Origin of the sequence: Halomonas icarae (genome assembly GCF_009901955.1) — a bacterium.
Lineage (GTDB): Bacteria > Pseudomonadota > Gammaproteobacteria > Pseudomonadales > Halomonadaceae > Halomonas > Halomonas icarae.
This window is the reverse complement of sequence record NZ_WUTS01000001.1, coordinates 313,115-327,996: the sequence shown is the minus strand read 5'-3', so window position 1 is coordinate 327,996 and position 14,882 is coordinate 313,115. Positions and strand designations below refer to the sequence as shown.

General features: G+C 65.4%; 13 protein-coding genes. 1 reads left to right on the top strand and 12 read right to left on the bottom strand.

All coding sequences use genetic code 11. The annotated features are described in order from the left end of the window. Positions 1–70: 70 nt before the first annotated feature. On the bottom strand, positions 71–2,617 hold the full coding sequence (locus tag GRB80_RS01550; RefSeq protein WP_374708609.1) for a DUF3141 domain-containing protein: 2,547 nt from the start codon (positions 2,615–2,617) through the stop codon (positions 71–73). A gap of 309 nt (positions 2,618–2,926) precedes the next feature. Here GRB80_RS01550 and lipA point away from each other — a divergent pair, with 309 nt between their 5' ends. Beyond that, entirely contained in the window at positions 2,927–3,994 is a 1,068-nt protein-coding gene (lipA, locus tag GRB80_RS01545) for a lipoyl synthase (RefSeq protein WP_132041522.1), read from the top strand. Between the two features lie 100 nt (positions 3,995–4,094). Here lipA and lipB read toward each other — a convergent pair whose 3' ends face one another. The 11 genes from lipB to GRB80_RS01490 all read right to left on the bottom strand — a co-directional run bounded on the left by lipB (position 4,095) and on the right by GRB80_RS01490 (position 14,792). Beyond that, a complete protein-coding gene (gene lipB / locus GRB80_RS01540; protein WP_161422305.1) occupies positions 4,095–4,754 on the bottom strand; it encodes a lipoyl(octanoyl) transferase LipB in 660 nt (219 codons plus the stop codon). Beyond that, entirely contained in the window at positions 4,754–5,065 is a 312-nt protein-coding gene (locus tag GRB80_RS01535; RefSeq protein ID WP_161422304.1) for an HP0495 family protein, read from the bottom strand. Before GRB80_RS01535 ends, lipB begins: the two co-directional genes overlap by 1 nt. A 326-nt stretch (positions 5,066–5,391) precedes the next feature. Further along, the gene (locus GRB80_RS01530; RefSeq protein WP_161422303.1) at positions 5,392–6,603 is read right to left on the bottom strand and encodes a D-alanyl-D-alanine carboxypeptidase family protein; all 1,212 of its coding nucleotides are present in this window, start codon (positions 6,601–6,603) and stop codon (positions 5,392–5,394) included. 46 nt (positions 6,604–6,649) lie between these two features. After that, the gene (locus tag GRB80_RS01525) at positions 6,650–7,633 is read right to left on the bottom strand and encodes a septal ring lytic transglycosylase RlpA family protein (protein WP_161422302.1); all 984 of its coding nucleotides are present in this window, start codon (positions 7,631–7,633) and stop codon (positions 6,650–6,652) included. Then, positions 7,630–8,718 carry a lytic murein transglycosylase B gene (mltB, locus tag GRB80_RS01520; RefSeq protein ID WP_161422301.1) on the bottom strand — a complete coding sequence of 363 codons (1,089 nt, stop codon included), beginning with the start codon at positions 8,716–8,718 and terminating at the stop codon, positions 7,630–7,632. The genes GRB80_RS01525 and mltB overlap by 4 nt, the downstream gene beginning before the upstream one ends. A gap of 37 nt (positions 8,719–8,755) precedes the next feature. Beyond that, on the bottom strand, positions 8,756–9,916 hold the full coding sequence (rodA, locus tag GRB80_RS01515) for a rod shape-determining protein RodA (protein WP_132041515.1): 1,161 nt from the start codon (positions 9,914–9,916) through the stop codon (positions 8,756–8,758). 22 nt (positions 9,917–9,938) lie between these two features. Further along, positions 9,939–11,828: a penicillin-binding protein 2 gene (mrdA, locus tag GRB80_RS01510; RefSeq protein ID WP_161422300.1), complete on the bottom strand. Its 1,890-nt coding sequence runs from the start codon at positions 11,826–11,828 to the stop codon at positions 9,939–9,941. A 27-nt stretch (positions 11,829–11,855) separates the two neighbouring features. Next, entirely contained in the window at positions 11,856–12,323 is a 468-nt protein-coding gene (gene rlmH / locus GRB80_RS01505) for a 23S rRNA (pseudouridine(1915)-N(3))-methyltransferase RlmH (RefSeq protein WP_132041513.1), read from the bottom strand. After that, the gene (gene rsfS, locus GRB80_RS01500; RefSeq protein ID WP_132041512.1) at positions 12,320–12,682 is read right to left on the bottom strand and encodes a ribosome silencing factor; all 363 of its coding nucleotides are present in this window, start codon (positions 12,680–12,682) and stop codon (positions 12,320–12,322) included. Before rsfS ends, rlmH begins: the two co-directional genes overlap by 4 nt. 122 nt (positions 12,683–12,804) lie before the next feature. Beyond that, complete coding sequence (gene nadD / locus GRB80_RS01495; protein ID WP_161424200.1) at positions 12,805–13,434, bottom strand: nicotinate-nucleotide adenylyltransferase; 630 nt, start codon at positions 13,432–13,434, stop codon at positions 12,805–12,807. Positions 13,435–13,481: 47 nt separating this feature from the next. Continuing rightward, positions 13,482–14,792, bottom strand: coding sequence for a glutamate-5-semialdehyde dehydrogenase (locus GRB80_RS01490; protein WP_161422299.1), 1,311 nt, complete (start codon positions 14,790–14,792; stop codon positions 13,482–13,484). Between the last annotated feature and the right edge of the window lie 90 nt (positions 14,793–14,882).

Below are 14,882 nucleotides of genomic sequence, written 5' to 3'. Positions count from 1 at the left end.
GCCTCTCCAGAAGCCACAATGCCCCCGTTGCAGAAGGCAACGGGGGCATTGAGTGTGGCAGAGTCACCGATCAGCGCGACCCCTTCCCACCTTTCGGCTTGCGGCGGGTAGCGCTGCCACGTCGCTGTGAAGGCGCCTGCTTGCCAGCCGGCTTGGCCGTTTCGGGCTTGGCGACTTCGGGCTTGGCCGTTTCGGGCTTGGCGGCTTCTGGCTTGGTGGCTTCTGGCTTGGTGGCTTCTGGCTTGGCGGCTTCTGGCTTGGTGGCTTCAGCCTTGGCCGCCTCGGACTTGGCCACTTCAGGCTTGGCCGCTTCGGCCTGGGCCTCCATGACCTCCTTCAGCTCACGGTAGGCCAGGTGCTGGGCCTGGGCCTGCTCGCCCAGCCAGGCTTCGGCCTCGGCACGGGACTCCGCCTCGATCCGTGGGGCATGGTCGATGGCGCGCTCGAAGAGCTCCCTTACTCGCGCCATGCGCTCCGCCGATGCTTCAGAAAGCTCGCCACTGGCCGCCAGCACATGCTCGATATGGTCGAGATGCGCCGCGATCTGCTCGCCGCTCTGTCCATCGAGCAGCCTCGGCAACGCCTCGATCGCTCCCTCCCGGTCCAGCTTTAGGATAAAGAACTGCTCTCGCATCAGACACTTGAAGTCGGCCAGCGAGAGCTTCGGCTCGAGCTCGGCGTGGGAGGCCCGCAGGCGCTTGAAGTTGCGCTCGTCGGTGGAGGGTGCCCCTCCCAGCACGTAGATCAGGGCGCGGACCACCGCCTCGTGACTGCCACCCTCGGCAAGACGCTCGACAAGCTCGGCACGCCGGCGCTCGACGAAGCGACGATGCTCCGGTTCGGCGCCGGGGCGACGACGATGGACATGAGCATCCCCTCCCAGCCCGACCAGCGCCTGCAGCAGCGGCTGGCCATAGATATCCAGGAACAGCCGCTCGACACTGCCATCGCGAAGATCACGCCAGGCATTGAGACTGCGCGTGATCTGATCCGAGGCGATCGACTCCACCACCCGCAGGAGATTGGCCTCCTCCAGGGGGTGGCGATCGGCGCGGATGTGCTCGGCCAGGACGGGAATCGAGGCCATCAACGGATTGCGATCCGAGAGCAGTCGATAGCCCAGGCGGCTGGGGTGCAGCCGACGCATCCAGTGGGCCGACTCGGGCGTTGCCATGGCACGCACCCAGGGCTGAACGAAGAGCCGATAGAGACCCAGATTGATCTCCGAGATCCGCGCCACGGTCGCGAAACGGGTGTCGTCCTCGAGGCTCGGCTTCACCACCTCATCGAGCTCCTCCACGCTGCGGGGCGTGAACTCGAGCAGATAGTCGCGCTCGATCAACTCGCTATCGTCGCGCTCCTCGGCCTCGGTGACCGTGGTCTCGTAGAGGCCAGGGGGCAGCACATCGATATAGTCCATGTTGGCGGTGAACTCGGTGTGCTCCTTGCGCGATACGCTGCCGGACACGAAGATGCCGAGGTGGCCGGTGGTGTCGTGAATGCAGTAGACGATGGTCTGCTCATTGGCGAGGATATCGTCACTCCCCTCGTAGAGGTCGCGTACCCAACCCAGTGCCTGTGGCGGAGGAGTGATGTCATCACCCTGGGAGCAGAACACCACGACCGGTGAGCGCAGGTTGCGCAGATCGATACGCCGGCCATCGGAGGTCACCAGCTGGGCGGTGGAGAGCCGGTTGCCGATAAACAGGTTATCGACGATATACTGGATCTCGTCGCCACCCAGCACCACATGGCCACCCCACCAGCGCTCGAACTCGAGATAGCGCTCGGCCTCGGTATCCACCTGGGAATAGAGACGATACTGCTTCGACCAGAAGGTATTGGCCGGATTGAGGTTCTCGAAGTTCTGCACCAGCCAGGCACCATCGAACTGACCGTTGCCCAGGTCGCTGAGCAGCGAGGTCATCCAGCTGCCCCCGGCCATGCCGCCGGAGTAGCGCATGGGTGCCTTGCCGCGCTCGCCCGCCCAGTAGGAGAGCGGCGCACCGGCCGTCAGAATCGGGCCGAATAGATCGGGCTCCAGGGAGGCGGCCATCATCAATTGCCAGCCTGCCTGACAGTTGCCCACCACCATGGGCTTCTCGGAGAGCTCGGCATGGCGCTCATTGATATGGCGCAGGAAGGCGATCTCCGCCTCCACCACGTCCTCGACCTGCTGGCCGGGCACCGGATAGGGCAGGAAACCGATAAAGTAGCAGGGGTGGCCGGCACGCAGCGCCACGCCGATCTCGCTATCGGGCTTGAAGCCACCAATGCCCGGGCCGTGACCGGCGCGCGGGTCCACCACCACGAAGGGACGCATCTGCAGATCCGTGGGCTGCCCGGCGGGGGGCACGATACGCAGGAGCTCGTAGTTGACCGGGCGGGGCAGGTCGCGACCATCCATCAGCACTTCGGACTCGAAGCCCAGCACGCTGAGGTTGGTCTGCTCGATATGTTCGAGGTATTGATTGCCACGCTGGCGCATCACGTCCAGGAACAGCACTCCGCGCTCGAACGCATCGAGCCAGTAGCGGCCGGCGGCACGCCCGAAGCCGAATGGATCGACCAGGGAGAGCGCTTCGGCCGGCGCCGAGGGTATCGGAAGGGTCATCATGTGACCTCCTGGGGTTGGCGGTCAGGGAATGGAATGGACGACGTGCCGTTCGGTCGGCACTTGTTGCACTGCAATATAACGCAATTGAGTGTCGACGACGAGTCTCGGCTGGTTTGCGACGGAGCAACGCGGCTGCGGTAGCATGCCACACCAGTCTCAATACCATGCCGCAAGCGCTCAGCTATGGTAAATTGGCAGCCGTTATCAGCCACCCAATTGCGCCTAGGCGGGCCAGACCGGGCCAAGCCCGCAGCGGGACACCGCGGCCACGCCGGCCCAACAGACGCCGAGCGGAGGGGTTCACACCCTATGAGCGACAGCACCCCGAAAACCACCATCTCCAGCGGCCAGAAATTTCGCACCGAGCACGGTTTTGCCGCCATCAAGGACGGCATCAAGCAGCGCCGCGAGCAGGGCGAGCACGATGAGGGCGGCGTGGCAACAGGCCGCAAGCCGAAGTGGCTGCGCGCCCAGATTCCCGGCGGCGAACGCTTCGAGGCCGTCAAGCGCAACGTCAACGAACATCGCCTGAGCACGGTGTGTGCCGAATCCCACTGCCCCAATATGGGGGAGTGCTGGAGCAACGGCACCGCCACCATCATGCTGATGGGCTCCGTGTGCACCCGCGCCTGCCGCTTCTGCGCCGTGGACACCGGCAACCCTGGCGGCTGGCTGGACGACGAGGAGCCGTCCAACACCGCCAAGTCGGTGGAGCTGATGGGGCTGCGCTACGTGGTGTTGACCTCGGTGGATCGTGACGACCTCGACGATGGCGGCGCCACTCACTACGCCGCCTGCATCCAGGCCATCAAGACCAACACCCCCGAGGTGGTGGTCGAGGCGCTGACCCCCGACTTCGACGGGGTTCACGCCGCCATCGAGCGGGTCGTCGACTCTGGCCTCGAGGTGTTCGCCCAGAACGTCGAGACCGTGGAACGTCTCACCGAGCGGGTGCGCGACCCTCGCGCCGGCTACCGCAAGACGCTGGACGTGCTGGCTCACGCCAAGGCTCACAATCCTCGCGTGCTGACCAAGACCAGTCTGATGCTGGGCCTGGGCGAGAGCGACGAGGAGATCCTGGCCACCTTCGACGACCTGCGCGCCATCGGTGTCGATATCGTCACGTTGGGCCAGTATCTGCGCCCTACCCGCAACCACCTGCCGGTGGAGCGCTGGGTCAGCCCCGAGGAGTTCGACCGCTATCGTCGCCTGGGGCTCGAGAAGGGCTTTATGGAGGTAGCAGCGGGGCCGCTGGTGCGCTCCAGCTATCGCGCCGATCGGGTGTTCGAGAAGAACAACCTGGGGCTGGCGGCGCCCGCCGAGGTTCCCGGCCAGGCGCCGGATGCCAACCGTATCGACGCGATCAACGTGGGATAGCAGGAACGTAAGGGGCGAGGGGCGAGGGGCGAGGGACAAACACCTCAACCCTCGAACCTCGCCCCTCGAGCCTCGCCCCTCGAACCTCGCCCCTCGCCCCTTACCGTCTAAGCTCCCGCCCCAGCTGCCGTGCCAAACAGTGCGCCAGGTGCTCGCCCGCCGCCTCCACACCGGGGCACTCATCGACCAGGTCGGCCAGGCGCGTCATCCGCATGCCGGCATAGCCACAGGGGTTGATGCGCTGAAACGGTGACAGATCGCCGTCGATATTGAGCGCCACGCCATGGAAGCTGCCACCGCGGCGAATGCGCAAGCCCAGCGAGGCGATCTTGGCCTCCCCCATGCCCGGCTGCTCCACATAGACGCCGGGGGCATCGGGGCGCGCCCGCGCCTCGACCCCATACTCGGCGAGCATGGCGATCACCGCGTCTTCCAGGGCGGTGACCAGGTCCCGTACACCCAGCCCGGCCCGACGCACATCGATCAAGGGGTAGAGCACCACCTGGCCCGGGCCGTGGTAGGTCACCTGACCACCACGATCGGTCTGCACAACCGGGATATCGCCAGGCAGCAGCAGATGCTCGGGCTTGCCCGCCTTGCCCTGAGTGAAGACGGGGTCGTGCTCGACCAGCCAGAACTGATCCGGCGTGGCGGCATCGCGCTGGTCGGTCAGCTCGCGCATTGCGCTCCAGACGGGCTCGTAGGGACGACGACCCAGGCGATGCAGTTCGATCGGCGGATGCGCGACTTGATCGCTCATCACACCACCATATGCACGCGGCCGGTCGCCTTGAGCTCCTCGAACAACGCCTTCAGCTGAGCCTCGCTGGTGGCGATGATGGTGAGCCGAACCGACTGGAAGCGGCCATTGCGGCTGTCGATCACCTGCACGCTGGTGGCGTCGAATTCGGGGTCATGGCGGCTGGTGATCTGACACACCACCGCCGCGAAGTCGTCGGCGGCATCCCCGACGACCTTCACCGAGTAGTCGCATGGAAAGGTGATCCTGGGTGGCTTGCCGGAGACCGGTTGGCTGGGGCGACGCAGATCGCGCAGCGACTTGTCGTTCATGCGGGTTCCAGAGAGTCGTGAATAGGCGACCATTTTACTCAAGCCCTGTCCGGGTGACCAATCAAAGGGCCTAAACGACATGGCTTTCGCAAATAGCTTGGTAGCCCGGGGCTGATCTGGCGACAAGCCTCGGAGCGCCGGACCGACGAGGAGGCGCTGTAAATACCTCCCTGTACGCTACCTCGGCCGTCCCTGGTCCTCGGACCTCCTCTTCGGCTTGTCCCCAGCGCCCCTTGACTCCGATAGCTGCGATAGCCCTGCCTAAACGACGCGGAGCAAGCCCCCTGGGCTTGCTCCGCGTCGACTGGGCCGGGCAACACAGGTGATCAGCCGAACCAGCCACCGATCAGGTTGGAGAAGAAGCGCTGCACCTGGTCGATCAGCTTCTTGATGAAGCCACCCTCCTCGACCGTCTCCAGGGCCACCAGGGGACGCTCGCCGACCAGCTCGTCACCCAGACGCACCTCCAGGGTACCGACCCGGTCGCCCTGCTGGACCGGCGCCTCGATATCGGCCTGGATATCCAGCTTGGCGGTAAGCTCATCGTTTCTCGCCCGCGGCACGGTCATCACCACGTCGCTGTCGACGCCGACACGCAGCTCATTGATCTCCCCGCCCCATACGCGCGGGGTATTCAGCACCGAACCGCGATCGTAGAGCTTGAGGGTCTCGAAGTAGCGGAAACCATAGCTGATCAGCTTCTGTGTCTCCTGGGCACGCGCCTCCTCGGAGTTGGTACCCATCACCACCGAGATCAGGCGCATGTCGTCACGCTTGGCCGAGGCGACCAGGCAGTAGCCCGCCTCCTCGGTATGCCCGGTCTTGAGGCCATCGACGCTGGGATCACGCCACAACAGACGATTACGGTTGGGCTGACGGATGTCGCTGTAGGTGAAGTACTTCTCGGCGTAGATCTTGTAGTGTTCCGGATAGTCTTCAATGATATGGCGCGAGAGACGGGCCAGATCCCGGGCCGTGGAGTAGTGGTCCTCGGCCGGGAGACCGGTGGCGTTACGGAAACTGGTATTGATCATCCCCAGGCGATCGGCGTGTTGGTTCATCAGGTCCGCAAAGGGCGCTTCGCCGCCTGCCAGATACTCGGCGACGGCCACGCTGGCGTCATTGCCCGACTGGATGATGATGCCGTAGAGCAGGTCGCGGATGGAGACCTCGGTACCCACCTCGATAAACATCTTCGATCCCCCGGTGCGCCAGGCGTTCTCGCTGACCGGCACCCGGTCATCCATGCTGATGTTGCCGCGATCGAGTTCGCGCTCGACCAGATAGGCGGTCATCAACTTGGTGAGGCTGGCCGGCGGCAGACGCTCGTCGGCGTTATGCTCGGCCAGGACGCGGCCGCTGTCGGCATCCATCAGGATCCAGCTGCTCGCCGCCAGCTGGGGCGGGGCGGGTATCAGCGTCTGTGGCCGAGGGACCGGGACCTCCTGGGCCATGGCAGGGGCGATGATAAACAGTGTCAGGCTGGCCAGCAGCACCGCTAGCCGACGGCCACATCGTAGGAAGAACAGCTCTTTCATGGGGTGACTCTCGTCAGGTCATTCTGGAAAAGGGAGTGGAGACCGATCACTCGGCCCCCTTGACGATAAAGCTATCGCCGAAGCCGGCGCGCTGCAGCGCCTGACGCAGCGGCTCGAGCTGATCGGCACGCGTAATGGGGCCCACCTGCACGCGATGGACCCCCGAGCCCCCTGCCACACGCACCGGCTGCGTCAGCTCGCGCTCGAGCCGGGCACGCAGCGCCCGGGCATTGCTGGCAGAACCCAGCGCGGCCACCTGAAGATAGAGCGGGCGTTCCGTGGTGCGGCCATCGCCATCCAGGGAACTACTCTCCAGGGGGCGACCCTCCGGTGCCTGGGCCTGCGTGGCAGGCGTCTGGTCAGACACCGGGGCCGCCGGTGACGTCGCCGCCTGGACGACGTCCTGGCGCTCGACGGTGCCACTCTCACCCGCCCTGCCGCTACCGTTCTCGGCCAGCCAGCGATCGACGTCGATGGCCTCGACCCGCACCCGGCCAGTGCCGTTGTCGAGAATGTCCAGGCGCGCCGCCGCGGCATAGGAGAGGTCGATCTCGCGGTCACTATGGAAGGGGCCACGGTCATTCACCCTGACGATCACCGAGCGGCCGTTGTCCAGACTGGTGACCCGGGCAAAGGTCGGCAGCGGCAGTGAGCGATGGGCCGCCGACATCTTGTACATGTCGTAGATCTCGCCATTGGAGGTGGCGTAACCGTGGAACTTCTTCCCATACCAGGAGGCCGTCCCCTGCTTCACGTAGCCGCTGGCATCGGGCAGCACGTGATAGGTCTTGCCCCACACCTGGTAGGTGGGCCGATTGCCGCCTCGTGAGCGGGGCTCATGGCGCGGCTGCGCATCGGCGACTCGACTGACATCCGGCGGCTCCTCGGGGTAGGCATCGCCGGACATGGCATATCGCCCAACCTGGGATATCGTATCGGCCTGTCCCGACCCGCCCGGCTTGGGTCCGCCGCCGCCGGCACAACCGACCAGGGTGGCGGCGAGGGCGATGCCCAACCAGCGTAGCCTCATCGACGCGCCTCCTCGTCATCGATATCCACCGCCAGGTGCCAGCCGCCCTCGAGGTCACGCGCCTTCGCGATGGCCTCGGCCAGCTCCATCACCGCCATGGCGTAAAGATGACTATGGTTGTAGCGGGTAATCACGTAGAAGTTGACGTCTCCCAGCACATAGCGCCAGTTGCCTTCTCCGTCTTCCAGCGCCACCGGCAGCAGAAGCTGCTCATCGGGCAATGCCGCGGGAACCTCGATGCCGGCATCACGCAGCGTTTGCACACTTGCCGCGGGGCGCCGTGCCGCGCGATTGAAGTCGATCTCCTCGGGTGGCCGTGCGGGACCCGAGGCCTGATACAGTACCGGCTCACCGGCCTGCCAGCCGTGCTCGGCGAAGTAGTTGGCCACGCTGCCGATGGCATCCACCGGGTTGTTCCAGAGGTCGCGCAGGCCATCGCCATCGAAGTCGACGGCATAGGCGCGGTAGCTGGTGGGGATAAACTGCGGATAGCCCATGGCACCGGCATAGGAGCCCTGGGGCTCGTTCGGCGCAACCTGCTGCTGGTAGGCGATCTCCAGGAAGGCCGCCAGTTCGCCGCGGAAGAAGTCGCCGCGTCGTGGATGGTGGAAGGCCAGGGTCGCCAGGGAGTCGAGCACAGGGTGCCGGCCGGTGATGCGCCCGTAGCGGGTCTCGACGCCGAGAATGGCGGCGATGATCTCCCCGGGAACCCCATAGGTCGCCTCGGCGCGGGCGAAGGCCTCCGGGTGCGCCTCGATAAAGGCAGCGCCTGCCTCGATGCGCTCGTCATCCAGGAAGATCGCCCGATACTCGTCCCAGCGCAGGCGCCGCTCGGCGGCGCCCGACATGGCGTCGAGAACCTCCTGGCGATAACGTGCCTGCTGCATGGCACTCTCCAGCCAGGCACGCTCGATTCCGTCATCGGCCAGCTCATCGACCAGCTGCCGGGCACCGCCATGCTGAGTGGGCGAAAAATGCCGTGTGGGCGAAAGCTCCTGTGCCGCCAGCGTCGAGCTGGCCAGCAAGGCGGCACAGGCCACCGTCGCCAGGCGCCTCTTCCTTCCATGAATCCATGACGACGTCATGTACGCTCTCCCCTGTCGATGCCAGACCCTACCGCGGTCAGCGAGGCAGCAGCCGGCGGTGGGCATGAATGGCCATGAGAATACCGAAACCGGCCATCAAGGTCACGCTGGAGGTGCCGCCATAGCTGACCAGCGGCAGCGGCACACCGACCACCGGCAGGATGCCGCTGACCATGCCGATATTGACGAATACATAGATAAAGAAGGTCAGGATGATGCTGCCGGCCAACAGGCGCCCGAAGGTCTCCTGGGCCTCGGCAGCGAGCCACAGTCCGCGGCAGACGATCAGCAGATAGAGCAGCAGGAAGGTCAGCATGCCCACCAGGCCGAACTCCTCACCCAGCACCGCGACGATAAAGTCGGTATGGCGCTCTGGCAGGAATTCGAGCTGGGACTGGGTGCCCTCCAGCCAGCCCTTGCCCAACACGCCACCACTGCCGATGGCGGTGGTGGACTGGATGATGTTCCAGCCGGCTCCCAGCGGATCGCTGTTGGGGTCGAGAAAGGTCAGCACGCGCCGGCGCTGATAGTCGTGCATGTTCATCCACAGGAGTGGCAGCGCCGCCGCGGCCAGGGCGGTGAGTAGCCCGATGATGCGCCAGGAGAGCCCCGCCAGCAGCACCACGAAGATCGCCGCGGTCGCCACCAGCAGCGACGTCCCCAGATCGGGCTGCTTGGCGATCAGCACCACCGGTGCCCCGATGATCAGTGCACATACCGCAAGATCCCCGAGCCTGGGCGGCAATTCACGTCGACTCAGGTAGGCGGCCACCATCAGCGGCATCGCCAGCTTCATCAGCTCGGAGGGCTGGAAGCGGATCACGCCCGGCACCACCAGCCAGCGCTGGGCCCCCATGCCGGTATCTCCGACCAGCTCTACCGCTATCAGCATCACCACGCCGAGCAGATAGGCCGGCAGCGCCCAGCGCATCAGGGTCGCCGAGCTGAACTGGGCGATCACCACCATTACCCCCAGCGCCACGCCGAAACGGACACCCTGGGAGATCACGGTATCGATACGCTGACCACTGGCGCTGTACATCACGACCAGGCCGGCCCCCATCAGTACCAGCAGCATGCCGAGCAGCCAGGGATCCAGATGCACCCGCTCCCAGAAGCCGCGTCGACGCGCCATACCACTGGCCGACGCCTTGACCGGGTGGGGCCGCCAGTGACGCGACAATCCACTCAACGCCATGGATCAGTACTCCGCCGAACGCTCATTCTTCCTCCATCTCCTCACGGATCTGCTCTGCATCGGGCTGCTGGTCGTCCAGCAGCCAGGCATCGGTCATCGCTCGGGCCAGGTGGGCCGCATGCGTGCTGCCACCACCGGCGTTTTCGACGATCACCGCCACCGCGATCCGGGGTGACTCAATCGGCGCGAAGGCCATGAAGAGAGCGTGGTCACGCAGCCGCTCGGCCAGTTCATCGGCGTTATATTTCTGGTCCTGTCCCAGCGAGAAGACCTGAGCGGTGCCCGACTTGCCCCCCATGCGATACTCGAGCCCTACCCCCGTGCGTCGCGCGGTTCCTTCACGACCGGAGATCACCTTCTCCATGCCGGAGAAGACACGATCCCACCACCCCTCGTTGGCCAACTCGATATCCTGGGGGGTATCCGCCAGGGGGGTCGGCAGTGCCTCATCGCCGAGGCGCATGGCCAGGCGCGGCTTGACCCAGGTACCACGATTGGCCAGCACCGCGGTGGCCGTTGCCAGCTGCAGCGGCGTGATCTGCCAATAGCCCTGACCGATCCCCACCGACAGCGTCTCTCCGGGGTACCAGGGTTGATTGTAACGCTCGCGCTTCCACTCCCGGGATGGCATCAGGGCACGGCTCTCGCCGAAGATGTCGTGGCCGACCCGTGTGCCGAAACCGAAGTTGGTCATGTTGGCATGAATGCGGTCGATGCCCAGCTCGTGCGCCAGGGTGTAGTAGTAGGTGTTGTTGGAGACGGCGATGGAGCGTTCGAGATCGACCCGGCCATGCCCCCAGCGCAGCCAGTTTCGATAGCGCCGCTTGTCGTTGGGCAGCTGAAAATAGCCAGGATCGTAGATGGTATCGTCGGGCGTGATCACGCCTTCGACAAGGCCCGCCAGGGCCAGGAATGGCTTGATGGTGGAGCCGGGAGGGTAGTGACCGCGGATCGCTCGATTGTAGAGCGGCAGATCCAGATCTTCCTGCAATCCACGATACGAGGCCACATCGATGCCGGTAACGAACTGATTGGTGTCGTAGCCCGGCGCCGAGACCATCGCCAGGATTCCTCCGGTGGCGGGCTCGATGGCGACGATGGCACCTCGCCGACCATCAAGCAGATCGTAGGCCAGATGCTGGAGCTTCTTGTCCAGCGTCAGGGTCAGGTCCTTGCCGGGCGTGGGGTCGGTGCGCCCGAGCTCGCGGAGCACTCGGCCCCTGGCGTTGGTCTCCACCTTGCGCAGGCCGGACTCGCCATGCAGCTCGTCCTCGTAGAAGCGCTCGACGCCGGTCTTGCCGATAAAATGGGTCCCCGCATAGCGCCCCGTATCCAGGCGCGCGAGCTCCTCGGCATTGATGCGTCCCACATAGCCCAGGGCATGGGCCATTACCTCGGCATCGGGGTAGTAGCGAAGCAGCTGCGCTTCCACCTCGACCCCCGGCAGCAGGTGGCGATTGACCGCCAGCCGCGCGATCTGCCCCTCGTCGAGGTCGCTCATCAGCAGCGCCGGCTGGAAAGGCCGCTGACGCTGGCGCGAGCGCACACGGAAGGCCTCTACCTCTTCAGGGGGCAGTTCGAGAATCTCCACCAGACGATTCAGGGTGGCGTCGAGATCCTCGACCCGTTCACGCACCAGGGTGAGGTTATAGGTCGGCCGGTTCTCGGCCAGCAGCTCACCGTTGCGGTCGTAGATCAAGCCACGCGTGGGTGGCAGTGGCTCGACCCGCACTCGATTCTTCTCGGAGCGAGTGGTGTAGACCTCGTGCTGCACGATCTGAAGATAGGCCAGCCGGCCCATCAGCAGGCCGGTCAGGGCAAACACCACCAGCAGCGCAAGCAGCGCACGCACCCGAAAGATGCGCAGCTCCTGTTCGGGGCTCTTGAGATTTTGACGTGACCGCTTGCGCATGGAGTGTCCGGTGGGCGAGTCGACGACTCAGCGATGGTAGGGATGGCCAACCATCAGCGTCCAGGCGCGATAGAGCTGCTCGGCCAGCAGGATACGCACCAGGGGGTGAGGCAGGGTCAGCGGCGACAGTGACCAGCGCTGGTCGGCCGCGGCGGAGAGCTCCGGTGCCAGACCCTCGGGCCCACCGACCAGCAGGGCAACATCACGTCCCGCCAGTCGCCAGGCCTCGGCCTGTTCGGCCAGGCGTTCGGTGCTCCATGCCTTGCCACCCACCTCCAGGGCGACCACATGCTCATCGCCACGCAGCTTGGCCCGGATCCGCTCGGCCTCGCTCGCCATGGCGCGCGCAAGATCGGCATTCTTGCCGCGCTGTCCGGGAGGGATCTCCTCCACCTGCAGGGCAAAATCGCGAGGCAGGCGCTTGCGGTACTCTTCGACACCTTCGGTCACCCAGGCGGGCATGCGCGTACCCACCGCCAAAAGCCGTACCTTCATGTACCCGAAAGCTCGCTTTCACGCTCCAGGTCGCTGGGCAGGTCGGCCCAGAGTCGCTCCAGATCATACAATTGGCGGGTCTCGGGCAGCATCACGTGCACCACCAGGCTACCCAGATCGACCAGTACCCAGTCGGCACCGGCTTCCCCCTCGACACCGCGGGGCTGCAGGCCCTGCTCCTTGGCACGCTCCACCACTCGCTGTGCCAGCGCGGCTACATGACGGGTGGAGGTACCGCTGGCGATGATCATCAGATCCGTCACGCTGGTAAGCCGCGAAACATCCAGCTGAACAATATCCTTGGCCTTGAGTTCTTCCAGCGCATCCACCGCTAGAGTCTTGAGAGCATCGTTATGCATAGGGTCTTCTGTGGGCTGTCGTTGAATGACCATTGTAACGCCTTGACCTTCGTCTGACAGGTTTCGTTCAGTCGAGGCCCCCTCAACTGAGTCCGGGGCTTTTCCACCTGGTCGACATATCGTCAAGACCGACGATAGAGGTTGTGGTCCATGATGTGTGCCTCTACCGCCTCGGGCAGCAGATAGCGAACGCTGAGCCCTCTGGCGAGGCGTCGACGCAGCTCCGTTGCCGAGATCGCCATTCGGGATGGCAGCCGCAGGCGAAGCAGACCGCCGGCGGGACGCGCCATCAGGGCGTCGACATCGTCGCTTTCGCGCCCGGCGACCAGGTCACGCAGCGCGACCGGCAGCGCCGCCTGATGATCGGGGCGGTCTACCACCACCAGGTGGGCCAGCTCGAACAGCCGCTGTGGCGCATGCCAATCGGCCAGGCGCAGGAAGGCATCATGACCCAGCGCCATGACGAGTCGCGCCTCGCTGCCCAGCTCTTCTCGCAGTGACGCCAGCGTATCGGCGCTGTAGGAGGGGCCCTCGCGCCATAGTTCGCGGTCGTCGGCGACCAGCCCCGGGGTATCGCCGATCCCCAGGCGCAGCAGTGCCAGGCGCTCGGCAGGCGAGACGCTGGGTTCACCGCGCAGCGGCGGCGCCTTGGCGGGGATCAGGTGGACGCGATCGAGCGCCAGTGCCTCTCGCAACTCGACGGCGCTGCGTAGATGCCCCAGATGTACCGGGTCGAAGGTGCCACCCAGCATGGCGATGCGCGCCGGGCGACCTCCCTGCCCCAGGCGTTGCCGCTCCCTCACTGGCGGACCTGGCCATCGCCCAGTACCACATACTTGCGTGTGGTGAGGCCCTCCAGGCCCACTGGCCCGCGGGCGTGCAACTTGTCGGTCGAGATGCCAATCTCGGCACCCAGGCCGTACTCGAAGCCATCGGCGAAGCGGGTCGAGGCATTGATCATTACCGAACTGGAGTCGACCTCGGCCAGGAACCGCCGTGCAAGACTCCAGGATTCGGTGACGATGGCATCGGTGTGATGAGAGCTGTAGCACTCGATATGTGCCATGGCGGCATCGATGCCATCGACCACGCGAATCGCCAGCACCGGGGCCAGATACTCGGTCTGCCAATCCTCTTCAACGGCCACCGAGACCTGCGGCAATATCGCGCGGGTGCGCTCGCAACCCCGCAGTTCGACGCCATGTTCGGCGTAGGCCGCCGCGAGCTTCGGCAACAGCGACGCGGCCAGAGGCGCATCCACCAGCAACGTCTCCATGGTGTTGCAGGTGCCGTAGCGGTGAGTCTTGGCATTCACGGCGATCGCCAGCGCCTTGTCGGGGTCCGCCGTGGCATCCAGATAGACATGACAGATACCATCGAGGTGCTTGATCACCGGCACGCGTGCCTCACGCGAGATGCGCTCGATCAGCGACTTGCCGCCTCGCGGAATGATCACATCGACAAATTCGGGCATGGCGATCAGGCGACCCACGGCGGCGCGGTCGGTGGTTGCCACCACCTGCACGGCTCCCTCCGGCAGCCCTGCGGCCGTCAGCCCCTCACGGATACAGGTCGCGATGGCGGCATTGGAGTCGCGCGCCTCGGAACCGCCGCGCAGGATGGCGGCGTTGCCCGACTTGAGACACAGACTGGCCGCCTCGAGGGTGACGTTGGGCCGTGACTCGTAGATGATGCCGATCACCCCCAGGGGGACCCGCATCTGGCCCACCTGAATACCGCTGGGACGCGCTCTTAGTCCGTCGATCTCTCCCACCGGGTCGGGCAGCGACGCCACCTGACGCAAGCCCTCGATCATGCCATCGACTCGTTGGTCGTCCAGCGCAAGGCGATCGAGCAGCGCATCGTCCAGGCCGGTTTCGCGCCCCCGCGCAAGGTCACGGGCATTGGCCGACAAGATCTCCTCCCGCGATGCCTCCAGCCTCTCGGCCATGGCCAGCAGCGCGGCATTCTTGGGTCCAGTGGGCGTACGGCGCAGACTCGCGGCGGCACGCCGTGCCACCTCTCCAAGGCCGGTCATGTAGGCATCAATATCGCGGATCTCTGCGGCGCCTGCCGCGGCGGCGCCGTCGCGCTGGACTTGAGCTGTCATGCCAGAAGGTGTCTCCTGTAAGCGGGGCCAGAACGAGCCGCAATGGCGCTATACTGGCGCTCGATGGGCTCGTTGCAGATAAGGGGGGTC

Bases quoted from the DNA above. Each gene is read 5' to 3' on its own strand.
- GRB80_RS01550 (WP_374708609.1), bottom strand. From the start codon at position 2,617: ATGATGACCCTTCCGATACCCTCGGCGCCGGCCGAAGCGCTCTCCCTG.
- lipA (WP_132041522.1), top strand. From the start codon at position 2,927: ATGAGCGACAGCACCCCGAAAACCACCATCTCCAGCGGCCAGAAATTT.
- lipB (WP_161422305.1), bottom strand. From the start codon at position 4,754: ATGAGCGATCAAGTCGCGCATCCGCCGATCGAACTGCATCGCCTGGGT.
- GRB80_RS01535 (WP_161422304.1), bottom strand. From the start codon at position 5,065: ATGAACGACAAGTCGCTGCGCGATCTGCGTCGCCCCAGCCAACCGGTC.
- GRB80_RS01530 (WP_161422303.1), bottom strand. From the start codon at position 6,603: ATGAAAGAGCTGTTCTTCCTACGATGTGGCCGTCGGCTAGCGGTGCTG.
- GRB80_RS01525 (WP_161422302.1), bottom strand. From the start codon at position 7,633: ATGAGGCTACGCTGGTTGGGCATCGCCCTCGCCGCCACCCTGGTCGGT.
- mltB (WP_161422301.1), bottom strand. From the start codon at position 8,718: ATGACGTCGTCATGGATTCATGGAAGGAAGAGGCGCCTGGCGACGGTG.
- rodA (WP_132041515.1), bottom strand. From the start codon at position 9,916: ATGGCGTTGAGTGGATTGTCGCGTCACTGGCGGCCCCACCCGGTCAAG.
- mrdA (WP_161422300.1), bottom strand. From the start codon at position 11,828: ATGCGCAAGCGGTCACGTCAAAATCTCAAGAGCCCCGAACAGGAGCTG.
- rlmH (WP_132041513.1), bottom strand. From the start codon at position 12,323: ATGAAGGTACGGCTTTTGGCGGTGGGTACGCGCATGCCCGCCTGGGTG.
- rsfS (WP_132041512.1), bottom strand. From the start codon at position 12,682: ATGCATAACGATGCTCTCAAGACTCTAGCGGTGGATGCGCTGGAAGAA.
- nadD (WP_161424200.1), bottom strand. From the start codon at position 13,434: ATGCTGGGTGGCACCTTCGACCCGGTACATCTGGGGCATCTACGCAGC.
- GRB80_RS01490 (WP_161422299.1), bottom strand. From the start codon at position 14,792: ATGACAGCTCAAGTCCAGCGCGACGGCGCCGCCGCGGCAGGCGCCGCA.